Here is a 16,839-nt window from a genome sequence, read left to right on the forward strand (position 1 = left end):
ATTAAAAAAACCCTTTCCGTTTGGAAAGGGTTTTTTAGTATTAAATAAATTCTTGTTTAATTATTCTATAGGTTTTTCTGTTCTTTCTTTTTCTTCTAACTTTCGTTGCTTCCTGTCTGCTCTTTTATTTGCAAATTTCACTTTTGCACGGTTTACCAAATAGAACATTACGGGTACCACAACCAGAGTAAGGAAGGTAGCAAATATTAATCCGAATATTACTGTCCAAGCTAATGGCCCCCAGAAAATAACGTTATCACCACCAATATAAATACCAGGATCATAATCTGTAAACAATCCAAAAAAGTCAATGTTTAACCCTACAGCTAATGGTATTAACCCCAGAACTGTTGTAATAGCTGTTAACAATACAGGGCGTAAACGTGATTTACCACCTGCTACAATTTGTTTGAAATACTCTTGTTTTGTTAGCAAATCATCTTCATCCATTCCCAACTCTTCTTTTTTACGATCGAAGAGTATTTGTGTGTAGTCTATCAATACGATGGCATTGTTTACCACAATACCTGCAAGTGAAATAATACCCATCATCGTCATAATGATTACGAAGTCCATTCCAAATATAACTAAGCCTAAGAATACACCAGCCAAACTCAATACAATAGCCGAAAGAATAATCATAGGTTTTGACAGGGAATTAAACTGTGCTACCAAGATTAATAAAATACCTCCCATTGCATAAAATAAAGCGAGGAGTAAGAAGCTCATATTGTCTGCTTGTTCTTCTTGTTCTCCCGTGAAAGCATAATTTATATCTTGCGGCATTTCATAGTTGTCTAGTTCGCTTTTAAGTTCGGTTACTATTTCAGTAGGGTTATATCCACCCAACACATTAGAGTACAATGTAATTACTCGTTTTAAATCCTTTCTTTTTATGGAACTAAATGAAGACGAATTACTTTTTGTAATTAACGATGAAATAGGAACTTGTATTAACTCTCCGCTATTATTCCTGAATGTAACGGGCTGATTAAACAAAGCACTTTCATCGTATCGGTATTGGTCATTTAAACGAACATTTATTGGGTAATCATCATCACCTTCTTTATAAGTTGAAACTTCTTCTCCATAAATAGAACGGCGTAACGTTTGCCCTACAGAAGCTGTTGAAACCCCTAATTGACCTGCTTTTTCACGATTTACGCGAACATCCATTTCTGGCTTAGATTTGTTTACGTCAATTTTAAGCTCTTCAATTCCAGCTATGCCTAAGTTCTCAATAAAGTTTCGCATGCTTTCAGCTTCGCGAAGCATTTCTTCGTAATCTTCTCCACTTAATTCAATATTAATTGGGTAGCCTACGGGTGGTCCAGCAGCGTCTTTTTCTACTACGATAGAAGCACCAGGAAATCCTTTAACAGCATCCCGTACTTCAGATAAAACAGTACTGCTTTTTACACCCCGACGCAATTTAAACTCACGCATGGAAAGCGTTATTTTTCCTTTATGCGGCATCTCATTGGACTGTCCAGCATCGGTCTGCGGGTTACCTGCGCCTTCACCTACTTGAGAAATAGCAGACTCGACCATATAGTTATATCCATCTTCATCTTCATATTTCTCTATGGCACTATAAACTTGATCTTCAATTTTCTTAGTAAGCTTATTCGTTTTTTCAATATCCGTTCCTTGTGGATATTCAATATAAGTGATAATTTGATTGGGTTCATTCTCAGGGAAAAACAATACATTAGGTTGTGCTAATCCTACTAAAACAAAGGAAAGAAGAAGCACGCCAAATGTTCCAAAGAAAAATACATACGCTTTTCTTCCTCGAAGCGCATATTTCAGGAAACGTTCATAAAAATTCTCTAATTTTTTAAGTGATTTAAACTGAAAATATTCTACAGCGCCCGCAAGGAAATATTTATATACCCAAAGCATAATGGCAGCAAGAATACTTAAGTTACCAATTCCACGAAGGCCAGCAACATCTAATACAAATCCTGCTATTAACAAAATGGCACCTACGCCTGCTAAAATTAAACTCCAACGAACCAATTTCTTTTTAGTCAATGATTCTTCTTCTGTTTCCATAAATTTTGAAGTAAGCATGGAGTTGATAATCAATGCTACAAATAATGAAGAACTCAACACTACGGAAAGCGTAATAGGGAAGTAAATCATAAATTTACCAATAAGTCCTGGCCATAATCCTAATGGGAAAAAAGCAGCCAAGGTTGTTGCTGTTGAGGCAATAATTGGCCAAGCAATCTCACCCATACCTTGTTTGGCAGCTTCCTTTCTAGACATGCCTTCACTCATTAAGGAGTACACGTTCTCTACCACTACAATACCATTATCAACCAACATACCTAGCCCCATTACAAGACCAAAAAGCACCATTGTATTTAATGTAAATCCAAAAGAGGATAAGATAAACAAGGATAGTAACATCGATAGTGGGATTGCAAATCCAACAAATAATGCGTTTCTAAACCCTAAAAAGAACATTAATACCAAAACAACCAATATGACCCCGAAAATGATATTATTTACAAGGTCGTCAACTTGATTTTGAGTTTTTATAGATTGATCATTACTTAATGAAATATGAAGTCCTTCAGGTAAATAATTTTCCTGTTCGACTTCAATTATTTCCTTGATGTTTTCAACCGCTTCAATCATGTTTTTTCCGGCACGCTTTTTAATATCAAGCATTACTACTGGCTGATTGTATTCACGGGCAAACGTAGTAGGGTCTTCTTCTTTAAATTTAATAGTAGCAATATCTTTCAAGAAAATATTTCCACCATCTCTTTTAACCACAATATTTTCTAGTTCTTTGGGATTTTCTATCTCACCGAGAATACGAATGTTTTTTTCAATGCCATTGCTAATAACATTTCCTCCAGAAATCGTATTGTTTTCTCCTCTTACAGCGTTAATAATATCATTGAAGCTTACTTTTGAAGCGGTCATTTTATAGATGTCCACACCAATTTCCACTTCTTTGTCTTCGACACCGCGGATAGTAGCTTCTTTAATAGGTGCAAGCAATTCAATTTTATCCTGAAGGTACTCTGCGTAATCTTTTAGCTTTTGTACTGGATAATCACCCGTTAAATTAATGTTGAGAATGGGCTGTTCTTCAGAGAGGTTTAAATCGAAAACATTAGGTTCAACTTTAGCGCCGTTATCTAATGTAGGCCAAGTAGTTTCAGCCTTTACTTGATCTACTTTGTCTTTTACTAGCTGTTTTGCGTTTGGAATGGCAACATCTTCTTCAAATTCAATAATAACCATCGAATAATCTTGAAGGGTAGTTGAGGTTATTTCGCGAACGCCGCCAATATTATTGAATTCTTCTTCGAGAGGTTCAGTGATGAATTTTTCAACATCTTCTGCTGAGTTTCCAGGATTAATGGAGCTTACATAAATTTTTGTTTCCACAATCTCTGGGAACGATTCTCGTGGCATGGTGTAGTATGAAAATACACCCAAAAATAGAATGATGGCGATGATAACATACACCGTCATTTTATTGTCAATCGCCCAGGAGGATATACTAAATTCTTTATACGTGTTCTTGCTCATAGTGCAATAGGTTGTTTAGTTTTTGGTAGTTACTTTCTGGCCGTCTCGTACGCTTTTCGCGCCTTCTACAATAACAATTTCTCCATCTTTCAAGCCGCTTTTCACTTCTATTTTACTGTCATAATTAAGTCCGGTTTCAAGAACAATTCGTTTTGCTGTTCCGGTAGAATCGGTTACTGGCTCATAAATAAAAGCAATAGTTTCTCCCTTTGAATTTTCCTGCAAAATACTCTCAGGAATGGTAATTGCATTTTCGCTAGTATAATCGTTTACTTGCACCGTAGCAATCAAGTTAGGCTTTACTTTTTCATCTTTGTTTGGGATGGCTATTTTTACATCAAACGTTCGGTTGTCTGGATTTATATAATTTCCTACTTGTCTCACAGTCCCTTCATACTCTTCGCCAATAGAAGAAAGACGAACATTCACTTCGGTACCTTTTTTAATACTGTTTAAGTAATTTTCTGGCAAGGAAGCTTTTACATACATGTCGCTTAAGTTAACTATACGTATCACTTCAGTCTGACCTTGATTTACCACTTGGCCTTGTTCGGCGATAACATTGTCAACTACACCAGAAAAGGGAGCTGTAATCATTGTTTTTCCTAATTGCGATCGAATTTGTTGTGCTGCTTTATCGGCGGCTTCGTAATTGGCTTTTGCTTCTAAAAATTGAATTTCTGAACCAATTTTTTGATCCCATAATCGCTTTTGACGTTCAAAAGTAGTTTTTGCCAAAGCTACTTGTGTTTCTTGTTGTGCCAATTGACTGGAAAGTCCACCATCATCAATCTTAGCGAGTCTTTGCCCTTTTAAAACACGCTGACCTTCGTTAACGTAAACATTGGTTAGAATTCCAGAAAATTCTGGGTAAATAATAATGTTTTGATCGGTTTCGACATTTCCTTGAACTTCAACAAAATGTTTAAAAATAGTATCGGTTACTTTTTGTGTACTTACTAAAAGCGCACGATCGTGTTTTTCTTCTTTTTCAATAAACGTGTTAAGTTTATCTATTTTGGCTTTCAATTCTTTTTGTTGCGTTGAAAGCTCCGCTTTTTTAGCTTTTATTTCAGAAAGGTTCCCCTTTTCTAAAAGAGAATCTACAGATCCTTCTTTGCCACCACAGGAGGCTACTGTAATTGTGATTAATAATAGGTATATAAACTTTTTCATAATTGTATGGATTGCGGTGTTTTTAGTTGTCTTTAGTCTCAGGGTATTTTGTTGTGTCTAATAATGTTTCAAGTTCTGCTTTAGTGTTTATAACATCTAACATAGCTTGTAAATAATCTTGTTGTGCCTGAAAAAGTTGCTGTTGGGCTTCACTTAGCTCGAAACTGGTTGCAATTCCTTCAAAAAACTTGATGCTATTTTTCTTTTCAATACGTTCAGCTAACTCTAAGTTGCGCTCTTTGTTTTCGAAGTTTTCCAAGGCAAATTGATAATCGTTACGAGCGTTCGCTATTTCTAATTTTACTTGATTGCGGGTTTGCTCTAACTCTAATTTTGCTTGCTCAAAAGCTAATTGTTTTTGAGCTGTTTTAGCACTTCGCATACCACTACTGAAAATGGGAATACTTAAATTAACTCCCAAGACGGATTGTGTAAAATATTCTTGGTTGCTATCAAAAAAATTGAATTCATCACCATAACCGGCAACACCATAATTAACGAAAGCGGAAAGCGTTGGTAATGCTTTACTTTTTTCAAGCTTAACTTCTACTTCTGAAAGATTTGTTTGGTCTTCTGCTATACGATAATCAATATTTTCTTCAATATTAATTTCTTTAGAAAGTAACAGTAAGTTGAAGTTTTCCTTACTTAATTTATTTAAATCATCTGTCGCAACGATTTCTTCTTCTACTGGAATGCCCATGGTTACTTTTAGCATATCGTAGGCAATAGCTTGCATGCGTATGGAATTATTCAGATTTGTTTTTAAGTTTAAAAGGGTTATTTCCAGTTGTTCTGCATCTTCTTCTTCGGCTAGTCCATTTTCAAAGATCTTTTGGGTGTCGCTGAGGTTTTTTTCAACGGTAGCAACGTTTTTCTTTAAAATTTCTACGCTTTCAGTTGCTAACAGTACATTTCCGTAAGCATCGGTAATAGCTTTTTTGACTTCCAAATCTGTTTTTACCTTTGCATTTTCTGAAATTTGCAATAAGGTTTTGGCTGATTGAATTCCCACGATATAAGAGCCGTCAAAAATTAATTGGTTCCAAGTTCCGGTTGCATTTACGCTATGTTGAGTTCCAAATGTAACAGGCACAAAAGTTCCGGGCTCTCCTCCCGCAACTTCACTAGGAATTAAAGTTACAGGTTGTTTAAGGTTATTAGTATAGTTGGCATCTCCGCTAATTTGAGGGAGGCCTTGCGCAATAATTTCCCACTTTTGTTTTAATGCAATAGCAACGTCTTTTTTAGCGATACGTGAGTTATATCCATTGTCAAGACCATACAAGATGGCTTCTTCTAGTGTGAAGGCTCGCTTTTCAACTTGAGTTGAGTCTTGTGCATTTACTAAAATGGCACATAGGGAAAAGGCAATTAAAAAAATATGTTTTTTCATTAATTTGAATTCTCGTTAATAAACTTATTGAGTGTTTGTAATCCTTTAGGGGTTACAATTCCACGTAAATGATATTCTAGATAATCCTCCATTAATTGGATTTTTGAAAACTGAGATACAGGAAAAAGAGTCTCATCATTAATACCATCTATCCCTAAAAAATAGAGTTTTGAAATAAAATCAACATCGATATTTTTTCTGTAAACTCCTTTTTCAACCCCACGTTTTAAGTTCTCTACCGTACATTCTGCCATATTCTTGTACTTTTTGGCCTTTATCATCGTGTATATCTCGGGATAGTATTTTTGAAGTTGGTATTGTGGTGATGATTTTTCATCTTTTAATCGAAGCATTACGAATTTTTTAATTTCATATAACTCTTCAATCGGGTCCTTCTCTTCTATGCGGATGTTATCAATACCGCAAGAAATACCTTCAAAAACTTTTAATACAGATTCCTTAACAAGTTCTGTCTTGTTTTTGAAATGGGTATAAATAGTTTTTTTAGAAATACCCATTTCATTGGATATATCATCCATTGTCACACTCTTAAAACCAAGAGAGAGAAACATTTCTGCTGCTTTTATAGTAATTTTTTCTTTCATAATTTGGCACAAAGGTATATAAAGGAAACTCTAGGAACAAAATAAGTTTCCAAAGTTTTACTATTATTTAACATATCAGTTAAATAAAAAATAGAAGGTGTAATTTTTTTAAATTTTAAGGCAGCGGTTTATCTGGCAACTTGTATTTTAGCGGCAAATTTTTAGCATCATGGAATTACTCAAAAAATATAATATCGCGCTCGCCGATGAATTAAAAAAAATAGTGCAAATAAAAGAGCCTGAGCAGTTATATGAGCCTATTCAATATATTGTTAATATTGGAGGTAAGCGTTTACGTCCAATTCTTACTTTATTAACGTGTGATTTTTTTGGTACTGACTTTAAAAAAGCTATGCCTGCGGCCTTGGCTATTGAGTTGTTTCATAACTTTTCATTAATCCATGATGATATTATGGATAAAGCCCCCTTGCGCCGAGGAAAAGAGACTGTTCATGAAAAATGGGATTTAAATACTGGTATTTTGTCTGGTGACGCTATGTTGATTCTAGCTTATCAACTATTTGAAGAGTATGAACCGGAGCTTTTTAGAGAGTTGGCAAAACTCTTTAGCAAAACAGCTATTGAAGTTTGTGAAGGGCAACAATACGATGTTGATTTTGAAGATCGCGACGATGTAACAATCGATGAGTACATTAAAATGATAGACTATAAAACAGCCGTTTTATTAGGAGCAGCTATGAAAATGGGGGCAATTGTTGCTGGCGCCTCTGAAAGTTGTAAAGAAAACATGTACAAGTTTGGAAGAAACCTTGGAATTGCTTTTCAATTGCAAGATGATTACTTAGATGTTTTCGGAAACCCAGAATCCTTTGGAAAACAAGTAGGCGGAGACATTATTGAAAACAAAAAAACGTTTTTGTACCTAACGGCACTCAATAAAAGTGAAACGATACAAGCTGAAGAGTTAGAGCATTTATATACCATAAATCCACGGGAGCCATCTGGTAAAATTGAAACGGTGACACGTATATTTAAAAACTCAGGTGCTGCGGAAGCTACTCAAGCAGAAATTTCAAAATATACAAATAAAGCAAATGAGCTATTGGAGCAGATTAAAATCTCAGAAGAAAAGAAAACCGAACTCCGAGAATTTGGCGAATGGTTGATGAAAAGAACGTTTTAAAAGCTTAAAAATAAAACCGTACAAAGGGCAACCAGGGAGAAGTGTAAATGTCCTCGTTATCTTTGTATAAAACATTGTATCGTACACCTATTGTTACGTTTCCATTTCTATATCCAGCACCTGCAAAGAGTGCCGTATTCCAAAAGTCATCTTCAAAATTACCACCTTCCAATTCAATAGTTTGGTTTACCCGAAGTTGTTCTACTTCAGCGGATAGTTGAATTTCAGGAATAGGATTAAAGAGCGTAATTAAACTTGCACCATATAATACGGTATTGAAATTATCGCCCGATTGATAACTAAATTGTAGCGCAGGACCAGCACTGAAATAGCGATTAAAATCATAAATCGCGCTAGGTGAAATCGTGCCGCTAAAATAACCATTACCGATATTTATCCCCAGCCCGCCACCAAAGCGAACACGGTCCCAAAAATTATTTTCGGGTTGTGCTTGTACACCAATTTGCCCAAAACTTACATTCGAAAAAAATATAAATAAAATCGTTAATACGGTAAAATATAGTTTTTTCATTAGGAAATATTTAAGAGTTAGATGACCATAAATATACGTATTACAATCGCCTATTTATTGTAAATGTTGTATTTTTGTACTGTTTTACAACATGAAACCCTTGTATTCCAATTATGGATAGATATTCTTTTCTAAATGCGGTACACCCTTCGTACATCGCAGAACTTTACGACAAATACTTACAATATCCAGATAGTGTTGAGCCTAGTTGGCGAGCTTTCTTCCAAGGTTTTGACTTTGGGATTGAAAACGATTCGTTAGAAGCACTCGGTATTGAGAAAAATGGTGAGATACCTGAAGGCTATTTTAAAGAATTTCAGGTAATTAAGTTGATTGATGCATATCGATCTCGTGGCCACTTGTTTACAAAAACAAACCCTGTACGCGAGAGAAGAAAATATACTCCTAAACTTGATATTGAGAATTTTGGATTGTCACAAGACGATTTGCAAACTTCTTTTAAAGCAGGAGAAATACTAGGTATTGGCGAATCAACGCTTGAAGAAATTCTAAAACACCTAAATAAGATCTATTGCGATTCTATTGGTATTGAATATATGTATATTCGGAAGCCTGAAGAAATTCAGTGGATTCAAGATAAGCTGAATGTTAATGAAAATCAGCCAAAATTTTCAGCAGACAAAAAGAAACATATTCTTAAAAAATTAAATGAAGCCGTCGCTTTTGAAAGCTTTTTGCACACTAAATATGTGGGGCAAAAACGGTTTTCATTGGAAGGTGGAGAAAGTTTAATCCCTGGTTTGGATGCTTTAATTGAAAGTGCTGCCGAAAAAGGTGTTGAAGAGTTTGTTATGGGAATGGCCCACCGAGGTCGTTTAAGTACTTTGACCAACATTTTTGGTAAAAGCGCTAAAGACATTTTTAGTGAATTTGACGGGAAAGATTACGAACAAGTTATTTTTGATGGTGATGTAAAATATCACTTAGGTTGGACTTCAAAGCGGAAAACCGATAGCGGAAAAGAAATTAACCTTAATATAGCACCAAACCCTTCGCATCTTGAAACGGTTGGCGCTGTAGTGCAGGGTATTGCGCGTGCAAAACAAGATGATCACCACTTAGAGCATCCTGAAAAAGTACTACCTATTGTAGTGCACGGAGATGCTGCTATTGCGGGACAAGGTATTGTGTACGAAATTGTGCAAATGGCGCAATTAGATGGCTACAAAACACAAGGAACCATTCATATTGTAGTAAATAACCAAGTTGGTTTTACCACGAATTATTTAGCGGGTCGTTCTTCAACCTATTGTACCGATGTAGCTAAAGTAACGCTTTCACCAGTGCTTCACGTAAATGCAGATGATGTAGAAGCTGTGGTGCATGCGATGCTTTTTGCGTTAGAATTTAGAATGCATTTTAAACATGATGTTTTTATAGACTTACTAGGATATAGAAAATATGGACATAATGAAGGTGATGAGCCTAAGTTTACACAGCCAAAATTGTATAAAGCAATATCAAAACACGAAAATCCTCGTGACCTTTATTCTGAAAAGCTAATTAAAGAAGGTGTAATAGATAAAGAGTACACTAAAAAATTAGAAAAAGAATACAAAAACAAATTAGAAGAAAACCTTGAAGATTCTCGTAAAGAAGAGAAAACGGAAATCAGTGCCATTATGCAAGAAGAATGGGAAGGTTTTAATTATGCCGAAGAGGACAAGATGATGGAAGACGTAGATACTACGTTCGATCTTGATAAAATGACAGAAATAGCCGAAGTAATCACGAAACTTCCAGAAGATAAAAAATTCCTTCGTAAAGTAACTAAGCTGATTAAAGCAAGAAATAAAATGTACTTTGAAGACAACAAGCTAGATTGGGCTATGGGTGAGTTGTTAGCTTACGGTACGTTATTAGCAGAAGGACATGATGTTCGTATAACTGGGCAAGATGTAGAAAGAGGTACTTTTTCACATAGACATGCTGTAATTAAAGCTGAGGAAAACGAAGAAGAAGTTGTATTGTTAAATGAGTTGAGTGAAGAACAGGCTCATTTCTATATTTACAATTCATTACTCTCGGAGTATGCGGTAGTAGGTTTCGATTATGGTTATGCAATGGCAAGCCCTATTACATTGTGTATTTGGGAGGCACAATTTGGTGATTTTAGTAATGGAGCCCAGATAATGATCGATCAATACATTTCGGCTGCAGAAGACAAATGGAAGCTGCAAAACGGATTGGTAATGTTGTTGCCGCACGGTTATGAAGGGCAAGGAGCAGAGCACTCGTCAGCAAGAATGGAACGCTACCTTCAATTATGTGCAAAAGATAACATGTTTGTGGCAGATTGTACCACGCCGGCAAACTTTTACCATTTACTTAGAAGACAAATAAAAGTTGATTACCGTAAACCATTAATTGTATTTACACCAAAAAGTTTGTTGCGTCATTCAAAAGTAGTTTCAACTAAAGAAGAATTAGCGAATGGAACTTTCCAAATGGTTATTGACGATGCAGATGCAAAAGTTTCAAAAGTAAAGACGCTCGTGTTCTTAACGGGTAAATTTTATTACGATCTTTTAGAGGTAAAAGAAGAAGAGAAGCGTGATGATGTTGCGTTGGTTAGAGTAGAACAGTTGTTTCCACTGCCAACTGAACAGATGAAGAAGTTAATGAAAAAATATAAAAACGCTAAAGATGTAGTTTGGGCACAAGAAGAACCTAAAAATATGGGTGCTTACTCACATATATTAATGCATTTTGAGGAAGCACGTAACTTTAGAGTGTGTAGTCGAAAAATGTATGCGGCCCCTGCATCAGGAAGCAGTGTGCGTTCTAAACAACGTCACCAAAAAGTAATTGAGAGCGTTTTTGATACTAACGAAAAATAATACTATTATATAATATCCGTAACAGGTAAATTAAATTACTATGGCATTAGAAATGAAAGTTCCCTCACCGGGAGAATCCATAACCGAAGTAGAAATAGCACAATGGTTAGTTGAGGATGGCGACTATGTAGAAAAAGATCAAGCCATTGCAGAAATTGACAGTGATAAAGCAACCTTAGAATTACCTGCTGAAGCAAGCGGTATTATTACCCGTAAAGCAGAAGAGGGCGATGCTGTAGCTGTGGGAGAGGTGGTTTGTTTAATCGATACTGAAGCTGAAAAGCCAAGTGGCTCAGATGATGATTCTGATGATGATTCTGATGATGAAAAAAAATCAGAAGATAAAGACAACGATAAACCTGAAGCAAAAACAGAAAAACCATCTAAGCCTTCTACACAATCGCAAGAGCAGGATAAAAAAACATATGCTACCGGAACACCATCTCCTTCTGCTAAGAAGATTATGGACGAAAAAGGAGTGGATGCCAAAAATGTTAAAGGCTCTGGACGTGATGGACGTATAACAAAAGACGATGCAGTGAAAGCGAATCCATCGATGGGATCCCCTGGAACTGGTAGCAGAGGCACGGAACGTAAAAAGCTTTCAATGCTTAGACGTAAAGTTGCAGAGCGCTTAGTTTCAGCAAAAAATGAAACAGCTATGCTTACTACCTTTAACGAGGTGGATATGAGTCCTATTTTTGAGTTACGTAAAAAGTATAAAGAAAACTTTAAAAAGAAGCATGGTGTAAGTCTTGGCTTTATGTCATTCTTCACGTTAGCCGTTGTTAGAGCATTAGACATGTACCCAGATGTTAACTCTATGATTGATGGTGATTATCAAATAAAATATGACAACAAAGACATTTCAATAGCGGTTTCTGGTCCTAAAGGATTGATGGTTCCAGTTATTAGAAATGCAGAAAATTTAAGCTTTAGAGGTGTTGAGGACGAAGTAAAACGATTGGCACTTAGAGCTCGTGATGGAAAAATCACGGTTGATGAGATGACAGGCGGTACTTTTACCATCTCCAATGGAGGTGTTTTTGGAAGTATGCTTTCAACTCCAATTATTAACCCTCCACAATCTGCTATTTTGGGAATGCATAATATTGTTGAGCGTCCAATTGCCAGAGATGGAGCTATAGCCATTGCGCCAATTATGTACGTTGCACTATCCTATGACCATAGAATAATCGACGGAAAAGAATCTGTTGGGTTTTTGGTTGCTATTAAAGAAGCTTTAGAAAGTCCTGAAGAACTTTTAATGGACAACGATGTTAAAAAAGCTTTAGAACTTTAAAAAATATCAATTACTATAAACTAAAAACACCCGGCAAAAGCTGGGTGTTTTTTATTTAATTAGTTAGTTGAAATATTAACATAAAAATTAAGAAACAAAATAATTAACAATATTCAGTAATACAATAGAAATTACAATGACAACTAAAAGGGTAAAAACCCTTTTCTTATTTTTTTCATTTTTCTTGTCGTCATCTTTAAACACCATGTTAATATTCAGTAAGTAAATGTCAGAAAATAAATACAATTATAAAATACGTGTAAACACGTAATTATCCTATAAATGATGTTTTTACAGCATTTTATCGTGATTTTCCTTGGCCCAAATAAGCAAGCTGTTTGTTTTAGGCTCTAAATCTAATTTAGATATTATATTACTTCTATGTTTTTCAACAGTTCGGTGCGAGATAAAAAGCAGAGAAGCTATTTCTTTATTGGTTTTATCGTTTGCAATTAATTTTAATATCTTTTTTTCAGAAGGGGTTAATGCATTTAAGGCACTATCAGAAAAAAGAATTTCATCAAGTAGTTCCTTTATCTTTGGGCTGAAATACTTATCGCCTCTTGTAACGGTATTAATACAATTTTCAATTTCTTCTAATGCAAATTCTTTTAAAACATAACCAAATATGTTTAACTCTTGGGCTTTAAGATAAAGCTCTTTCTCTTTATGCAGTGTTATGAGTACAATTTTAGTGGCGATTAAATTCTCCTTGCATTTTCTGGCTATTTCAATTCCAGACATATAAGGCATTTGTATATCTAGAATGGCAATGCTAGGTTTTTCTTTGGCAATTATATTGTAGGCATCCCTTCCATTATGCGCACTACCAATAATGTTATATTCTTTTTCTAGTAAAAAATCATTTAACCCTTTCAATAAAAGGGGATGATCATCTGCTGTTATGATGGTTTGTGTGTTCATGATACCGGAAATTGAAAAATGATTATAGTACCATTATTTTTTATTGATTTCACCTTCATTTGTCCATTTAAAAATCGGGTTCGTTCCAAAAGTGTTTTTAAGCCTAGGGATTTTATATTTTGGTACTTTTCAGTAAAATCAAAACCTACACCATTGTCCTTAACTGAAATAACGATGTTTCCGGTGAGTTTTTTTATGGTTACTCTACTGGCTTCAGCTTTGGCGTGCTTTAAAATATTATTGAGTGCTTCTTGCACAATCCTATAGATATTCACCTCTTGCTCTTTGGTGAACAAGTTATCAATATTATCTATTTCAGAAGAAATAAAAAGCGTTGTATTTTCATCTATTTGTGTTAATGTGTATTCTATTGCTTTGGTTATCCCCATTTCCTGAAGCTGAAACGGATGAAGGTCTCTTGATATAGACCGAACTTCGTCAATTGCATCATCAACCATTTTTTTGGTGTCATTGTCGCCGTTGGCCACAATTTTATTTTTAATGAGTAGTAATCTTTGTCCAAGTCCATCGTGAAGGTCTTTAGAGATACGCTTTCGTTCTAGTTCTTGTGATACCAAAAGTTTTTGACTAAATTTTTCTTGTACTTCTTTATTACTTTTAAGGTAGCGTTGGTTACGATATAGTAGTATAAGGCCAAATAGAAGTACGACCGCTAAACTTGAAAAGAACACAATCTTCTTGAAGTTTTCATTGTCTTTTTCCAATAATTGAATGTTAGTGTTTTTTTCAACTAGCTTTTTTTCTTTTTTTTCGGTTTCGTACAAGGTTTGATAATAGGCTAGAAATTGTGCTGTACCTTTATTGTATAAAGAATCCCGTAAGTTTAAGTAAGCATTTTTATTTTCAAGACTTTTTTTAAATTTTCCCGTTTCAGAATAAATATTAGAGAGTAATAAGTGGGAATACATAATATCATCCTCATGGCCAACCGCCTTTGCAAATAACAATTGATCTTCGGCAAATTGCAATGCTTCATTATCGAGGCCCATAGCATGATAATATTTAGCCTTGGCACCATTGTAACTTATTTTAGCTAAGCGATCTTGTTTTGCCTTGCCAATCCATTGATCTAGTATTTTTATATACTCTTTTGCTTTAAATAATTGATTGTTGCTTATGTAATATTCGGCAAGTTTAGCATTAACGTCTATGCGGTTAATGTAATCTTCTTGCGTATTGTCGGTGATAGTAAGTAACGAATCTGCTTTTAAAAGATATGCAAGTTCTAATTCTTTGTTCCCAGTTTTTTGATAATCAATAGCTTGATTGTAATACTCGGTTATTATGTATTTTTTGTTTTCCAACCCTTTAAGGGTTTCAATAAGATCTTTACGTTCTTTTTCAGCCTTATCATAAAAACCGTTCATGCTGAACATGGTAATGATACCTTGTCTAGCATGTAACATATACTCATACTCTTTTCTCTTTTCGTAAAAGCGATATGCTTTTTCATAATAATCACTCGCGGCTACAAATTTCCCGATGTTCGAATACGCTTGCCCACTAAACAAGTAGGCATCTGCAATATATATGGAATCTTTTGTAGAAAAATTATTTATTGCCTTTGCATAGTCTTCTATAGATTCTTTTACGTTAAGCTTAAGATTTGCTTTTCCTCTTTTAAGGTAGAGTCCACCTAATAAAAAGCTGTCTTTTATTTTATACTTATGAGCCAGAACCCCATCGATTATCATTATGGCTCGTCGGGGTTCATTTTTATAGTCTGAAAGAATCAACTGTAAATTCATGGCCTTTTTGGCGGCTAATGATATGCTGTCTATTTCTTTAGCCAACTCAATATATTGACCACTATATTTAACAAAGGTGTCATTATCAACACTATAGCTTTTTGAGAGAACAGAGTCGATAGCCGCTAGCTTGGAGAGCGTGTCAGTGGCAATACGGGCTTTTCTTTTATAAAAAGATATATCTTGCCCACTACCCATAAAAGGGTATACTAATAATAGGCTAAATACTACCAAAAACTTTTTTTGCATTGTTACCTATAAGTTAGGGGGGAGTATCTAAAATTACTAAAAAATATTCAGTGATAGGATACTTATAGGAAACTTATTTTAAATACACACAGTTTCTTCCATAATCAATAACAGCGCGGAATTGCTTTAAAAAATCGGCTCCGATAATTCCGTTTACAGAATCTTCTTCCGCTTGTTGTAGTGCTTGATTTACATGTGAGAGATCAAAAACCACAAAATCCATAGAATTTGAACTCCAATTTCCTATAGCAATTTTGTTTTTTCGAGTAATTTTCGTTTCCATATTGATAGCTCCGGCACCAGCAGCTTTTATTTCACTGTCTTCACTTTCCATCATAAAATAATTGATTTCATCAAAACCAATACAACTTGTTGAAGCCCCTGTGTCTAAAATAAATAAACCTTGAACTCCATTTATTGTGGCAGTTAATTCATAATGTCCTGTTGCCAATTTTTTTAACGGTATTCTATAAAATTTTTTCCCTTCAAGGAATGTACGTAATTGCATCTCTTGTTTTTTGTAAAGATAGCCAACAAATTTAAGTAGCTTTGTTGTTATGTTAACAGATACACACACACATTTATATAGTGATGCTTTTAATGAAGATAGAAAGCAGATGATGCAGCGGGCTATCGATGCTGGAGTAGAACGTTTTTTTATTCCTGCAATAGATTCGGGGCATACAGAAGAAATGTACGAGTTGGAAAAAAACTATCCTGATCAGGTTTTCTTAATGATGGGGTTGCACCCAACTTCGGTTAAAGAGAACTATGAAGAAGAACTTGCCCACATAGAAAAACAGTTTAAAAAACGTAGCTTTTATGCGGTAGGTGAAATTGGGATTGACCTATATTGGGATACTTCAACCTTGGCTATTCAACAAGATGCATTTAAAAGACAAATACAATTAGCTAAAAAGTACAAATTGCCTATTGTAATTCATTGTAGAGATGCATTTGATGAAGTGTTTGAGGTTTTGGAAAGTGAAAAGGGTGATGGCCTCTTTGGGATTTTTCATTGCTTTACCGGTACAAAAGAGCAAGCAGAGCAAGCCTTGTCTTATAATATGAAATTAGGCATTGGCGGTGTAGTAACCTTTAAAAATGGTAAAATCGATCAATTTCTGAATCAAATTGATTTAAAACATATCGTTTTAGAAACCGATTCACCTTATTTATCTCCAACACCGTATCGTGGTAAACGAAATGAAAGCAGTTACTTAAAGTTGATTTGTAAGAAAGTGGCGCAATTATATACTATTTCAGAAGAAGAAGTAGCTAGAGTGACCACTCAAAATTCAAAAGAAGTATTCAGTAAATAA

The 16,839-nt window shown here is 34.9% G+C and carries 12 protein-coding genes; 4 read left to right on the forward strand and 8 right to left on the reverse strand.

Annotated elements, in window-relative coordinates:
* Positions 1-60: 60 nt before the first annotated feature.
* The 4 genes from DZ858_RS05560 to DZ858_RS05575 are packed head-to-tail and all read right to left on the reverse strand — an operon-like array spanning position 61 to position 6,735.
* Positions 61-3,558 carry an efflux RND transporter permease subunit gene (locus DZ858_RS05560; protein ID WP_117158547.1) on the reverse strand — a complete coding sequence of 1,166 codons (3,498 nt, stop codon included), beginning with the start codon at positions 3,556-3,558 and terminating at the stop codon, positions 61-63.
* Positions 3,559-3,573: 15 nt separating this feature from the next.
* Complete coding sequence (locus tag DZ858_RS05565) at positions 3,574-4,734, reverse strand: efflux RND transporter periplasmic adaptor subunit (protein WP_117158548.1); 1,161 nt, start codon at positions 4,732-4,734, stop codon at positions 3,574-3,576.
* A gap of 22 nt (positions 4,735-4,756) precedes the next feature.
* Positions 4,757-6,130: a TolC family protein gene (locus DZ858_RS05570; protein ID WP_117158550.1), complete on the reverse strand. Its 1,374-nt coding sequence runs from the start codon at positions 6,128-6,130 to the stop codon at positions 4,757-4,759.
* On the reverse strand, positions 6,130-6,735 hold the full coding sequence (locus tag DZ858_RS05575; protein ID WP_117158552.1) for a TetR/AcrR family transcriptional regulator: 606 nt from the start codon (positions 6,733-6,735) through the stop codon (positions 6,130-6,132). Before DZ858_RS05575 ends, DZ858_RS05570 begins: the two co-directional genes overlap by 1 nt.
* Before the next feature lie 169 nt (positions 6,736-6,904).
* On the opposite strand from DZ858_RS05575, the gene DZ858_RS05580 reads away from it, so the two are divergent.
* Positions 6,905-7,879 (forward strand): polyprenyl synthetase family protein, encoded by a 975-nt coding sequence (locus DZ858_RS05580; protein ID WP_117158553.1) that lies wholly within the window; start codon positions 6,905-6,907, stop codon positions 7,877-7,879.
* A 4-nt stretch (positions 7,880-7,883) separates the two neighbouring features.
* Here DZ858_RS05580 and DZ858_RS05585 read toward each other — a convergent pair whose 3' ends face one another.
* Positions 7,884-8,411: a hypothetical protein gene (locus DZ858_RS05585; RefSeq protein ID WP_117158555.1), complete on the reverse strand. Its 528-nt coding sequence runs from the start codon at positions 8,409-8,411 to the stop codon at positions 7,884-7,886.
* Positions 8,412-8,524: 113 nt separating this feature from the next.
* Between DZ858_RS05585 and DZ858_RS05590 the strand changes: the two genes are divergently transcribed.
* Both DZ858_RS05590 and odhB read left to right on the forward strand, forming a co-directional pair.
* A complete protein-coding gene (locus DZ858_RS05590; protein WP_117158557.1) occupies positions 8,525-11,272 on the forward strand; it encodes a 2-oxoglutarate dehydrogenase E1 component in 2,748 nt (915 codons plus the stop codon).
* Between the two features lie 40 nt (positions 11,273-11,312).
* On the forward strand, positions 11,313-12,575 hold the full coding sequence (gene odhB, locus DZ858_RS05595) for a 2-oxoglutarate dehydrogenase complex dihydrolipoyllysine-residue succinyltransferase (RefSeq protein WP_117158558.1): 1,263 nt from the start codon (positions 11,313-11,315) through the stop codon (positions 12,573-12,575).
* A 291-nt stretch (positions 12,576-12,866) separates the two neighbouring features.
* Here the strand turns inward: odhB and DZ858_RS05600 are convergent, their stop codons facing one another.
* From DZ858_RS05600 to DZ858_RS05610, 3 genes are all read right to left on the reverse strand, one after another.
* Positions 12,867-13,499: a response regulator gene (locus DZ858_RS05600; protein WP_117158560.1), complete on the reverse strand. Its 633-nt coding sequence runs from the start codon at positions 13,497-13,499 to the stop codon at positions 12,867-12,869.
* Positions 13,496-15,517 (reverse strand): tetratricopeptide repeat-containing sensor histidine kinase, encoded by a 2,022-nt coding sequence (locus DZ858_RS05605; protein WP_117158562.1) that lies wholly within the window; start codon positions 15,515-15,517, stop codon positions 13,496-13,498. Before DZ858_RS05605 ends, DZ858_RS05600 begins: the two co-directional genes overlap by 4 nt.
* Positions 15,518-15,590: 73 nt before the next feature.
* Complete coding sequence (locus DZ858_RS05610; protein ID WP_117158564.1) at positions 15,591-16,025, reverse strand: retropepsin-like aspartic protease family protein; 435 nt, start codon at positions 16,023-16,025, stop codon at positions 15,591-15,593.
* A gap of 49 nt (positions 16,026-16,074) precedes the next feature.
* Between DZ858_RS05610 and DZ858_RS05615 the strand changes: the two genes are divergently transcribed.
* The gene (locus DZ858_RS05615; RefSeq protein ID WP_117158567.1) at positions 16,075-16,839 is read left to right on the forward strand and encodes a TatD family hydrolase; all 765 of its coding nucleotides are present in this window, start codon (positions 16,075-16,077) and stop codon (positions 16,837-16,839) included.

The organism is Marixanthomonas ophiurae (genome assembly GCF_003413745.1).
GTDB lineage: Bacteria > Bacteroidota > Bacteroidia > Flavobacteriales > Flavobacteriaceae > Marixanthomonas > Marixanthomonas ophiurae.

What these genes read in the sequence shown, in the direction of transcription:
- DZ858_RS05560 (WP_117158547.1), bottom strand. Translation starts at nt 3,558, where the DNA reads ATGAGCAAGAACACGTATAAAGAATTTAGTATATCCTCCTGGGCGATT.
- DZ858_RS05565 (WP_117158548.1), bottom strand. Translation starts at nt 4,734, where the DNA reads ATGAAAAAGTTTATATACCTATTATTAATCACAATTACAGTAGCCTCC.
- DZ858_RS05570 (WP_117158550.1), bottom strand. Translation starts at nt 6,130, where the DNA reads ATGAAAAAACATATTTTTTTAATTGCCTTTTCCCTATGTGCCATTTTA.
- DZ858_RS05575 (WP_117158552.1), bottom strand. Translation starts at nt 6,735, where the DNA reads ATGAAAGAAAAAATTACTATAAAAGCAGCAGAAATGTTTCTCTCTCTT.
- DZ858_RS05580 (WP_117158553.1), top strand. Translation starts at nt 6,905, where the DNA reads ATGGAATTACTCAAAAAATATAATATCGCGCTCGCCGATGAATTAAAA.
- DZ858_RS05585 (WP_117158555.1), bottom strand. Translation starts at nt 8,411, where the DNA reads ATGAAAAAACTATATTTTACCGTATTAACGATTTTATTTATATTTTTT.
- DZ858_RS05590 (WP_117158557.1), top strand. Translation starts at nt 8,525, where the DNA reads ATGGATAGATATTCTTTTCTAAATGCGGTACACCCTTCGTACATCGCA.
- odhB (WP_117158558.1), top strand. Translation starts at nt 11,313, where the DNA reads ATGGCATTAGAAATGAAAGTTCCCTCACCGGGAGAATCCATAACCGAA.
- DZ858_RS05600 (WP_117158560.1), bottom strand. Translation starts at nt 13,499, where the DNA reads ATGAACACACAAACCATCATAACAGCAGATGATCATCCCCTTTTATTG.
- DZ858_RS05605 (WP_117158562.1), bottom strand. Translation starts at nt 15,517, where the DNA reads ATGCAAAAAAAGTTTTTGGTAGTATTTAGCCTATTATTAGTATACCCT.
- DZ858_RS05610 (WP_117158564.1), bottom strand. Translation starts at nt 16,025, where the DNA reads ATGCAATTACGTACATTCCTTGAAGGGAAAAAATTTTATAGAATACCG.
- DZ858_RS05615 (WP_117158567.1), top strand. Translation starts at nt 16,075, where the DNA reads ATGTTAACAGATACACACACACATTTATATAGTGATGCTTTTAATGAA.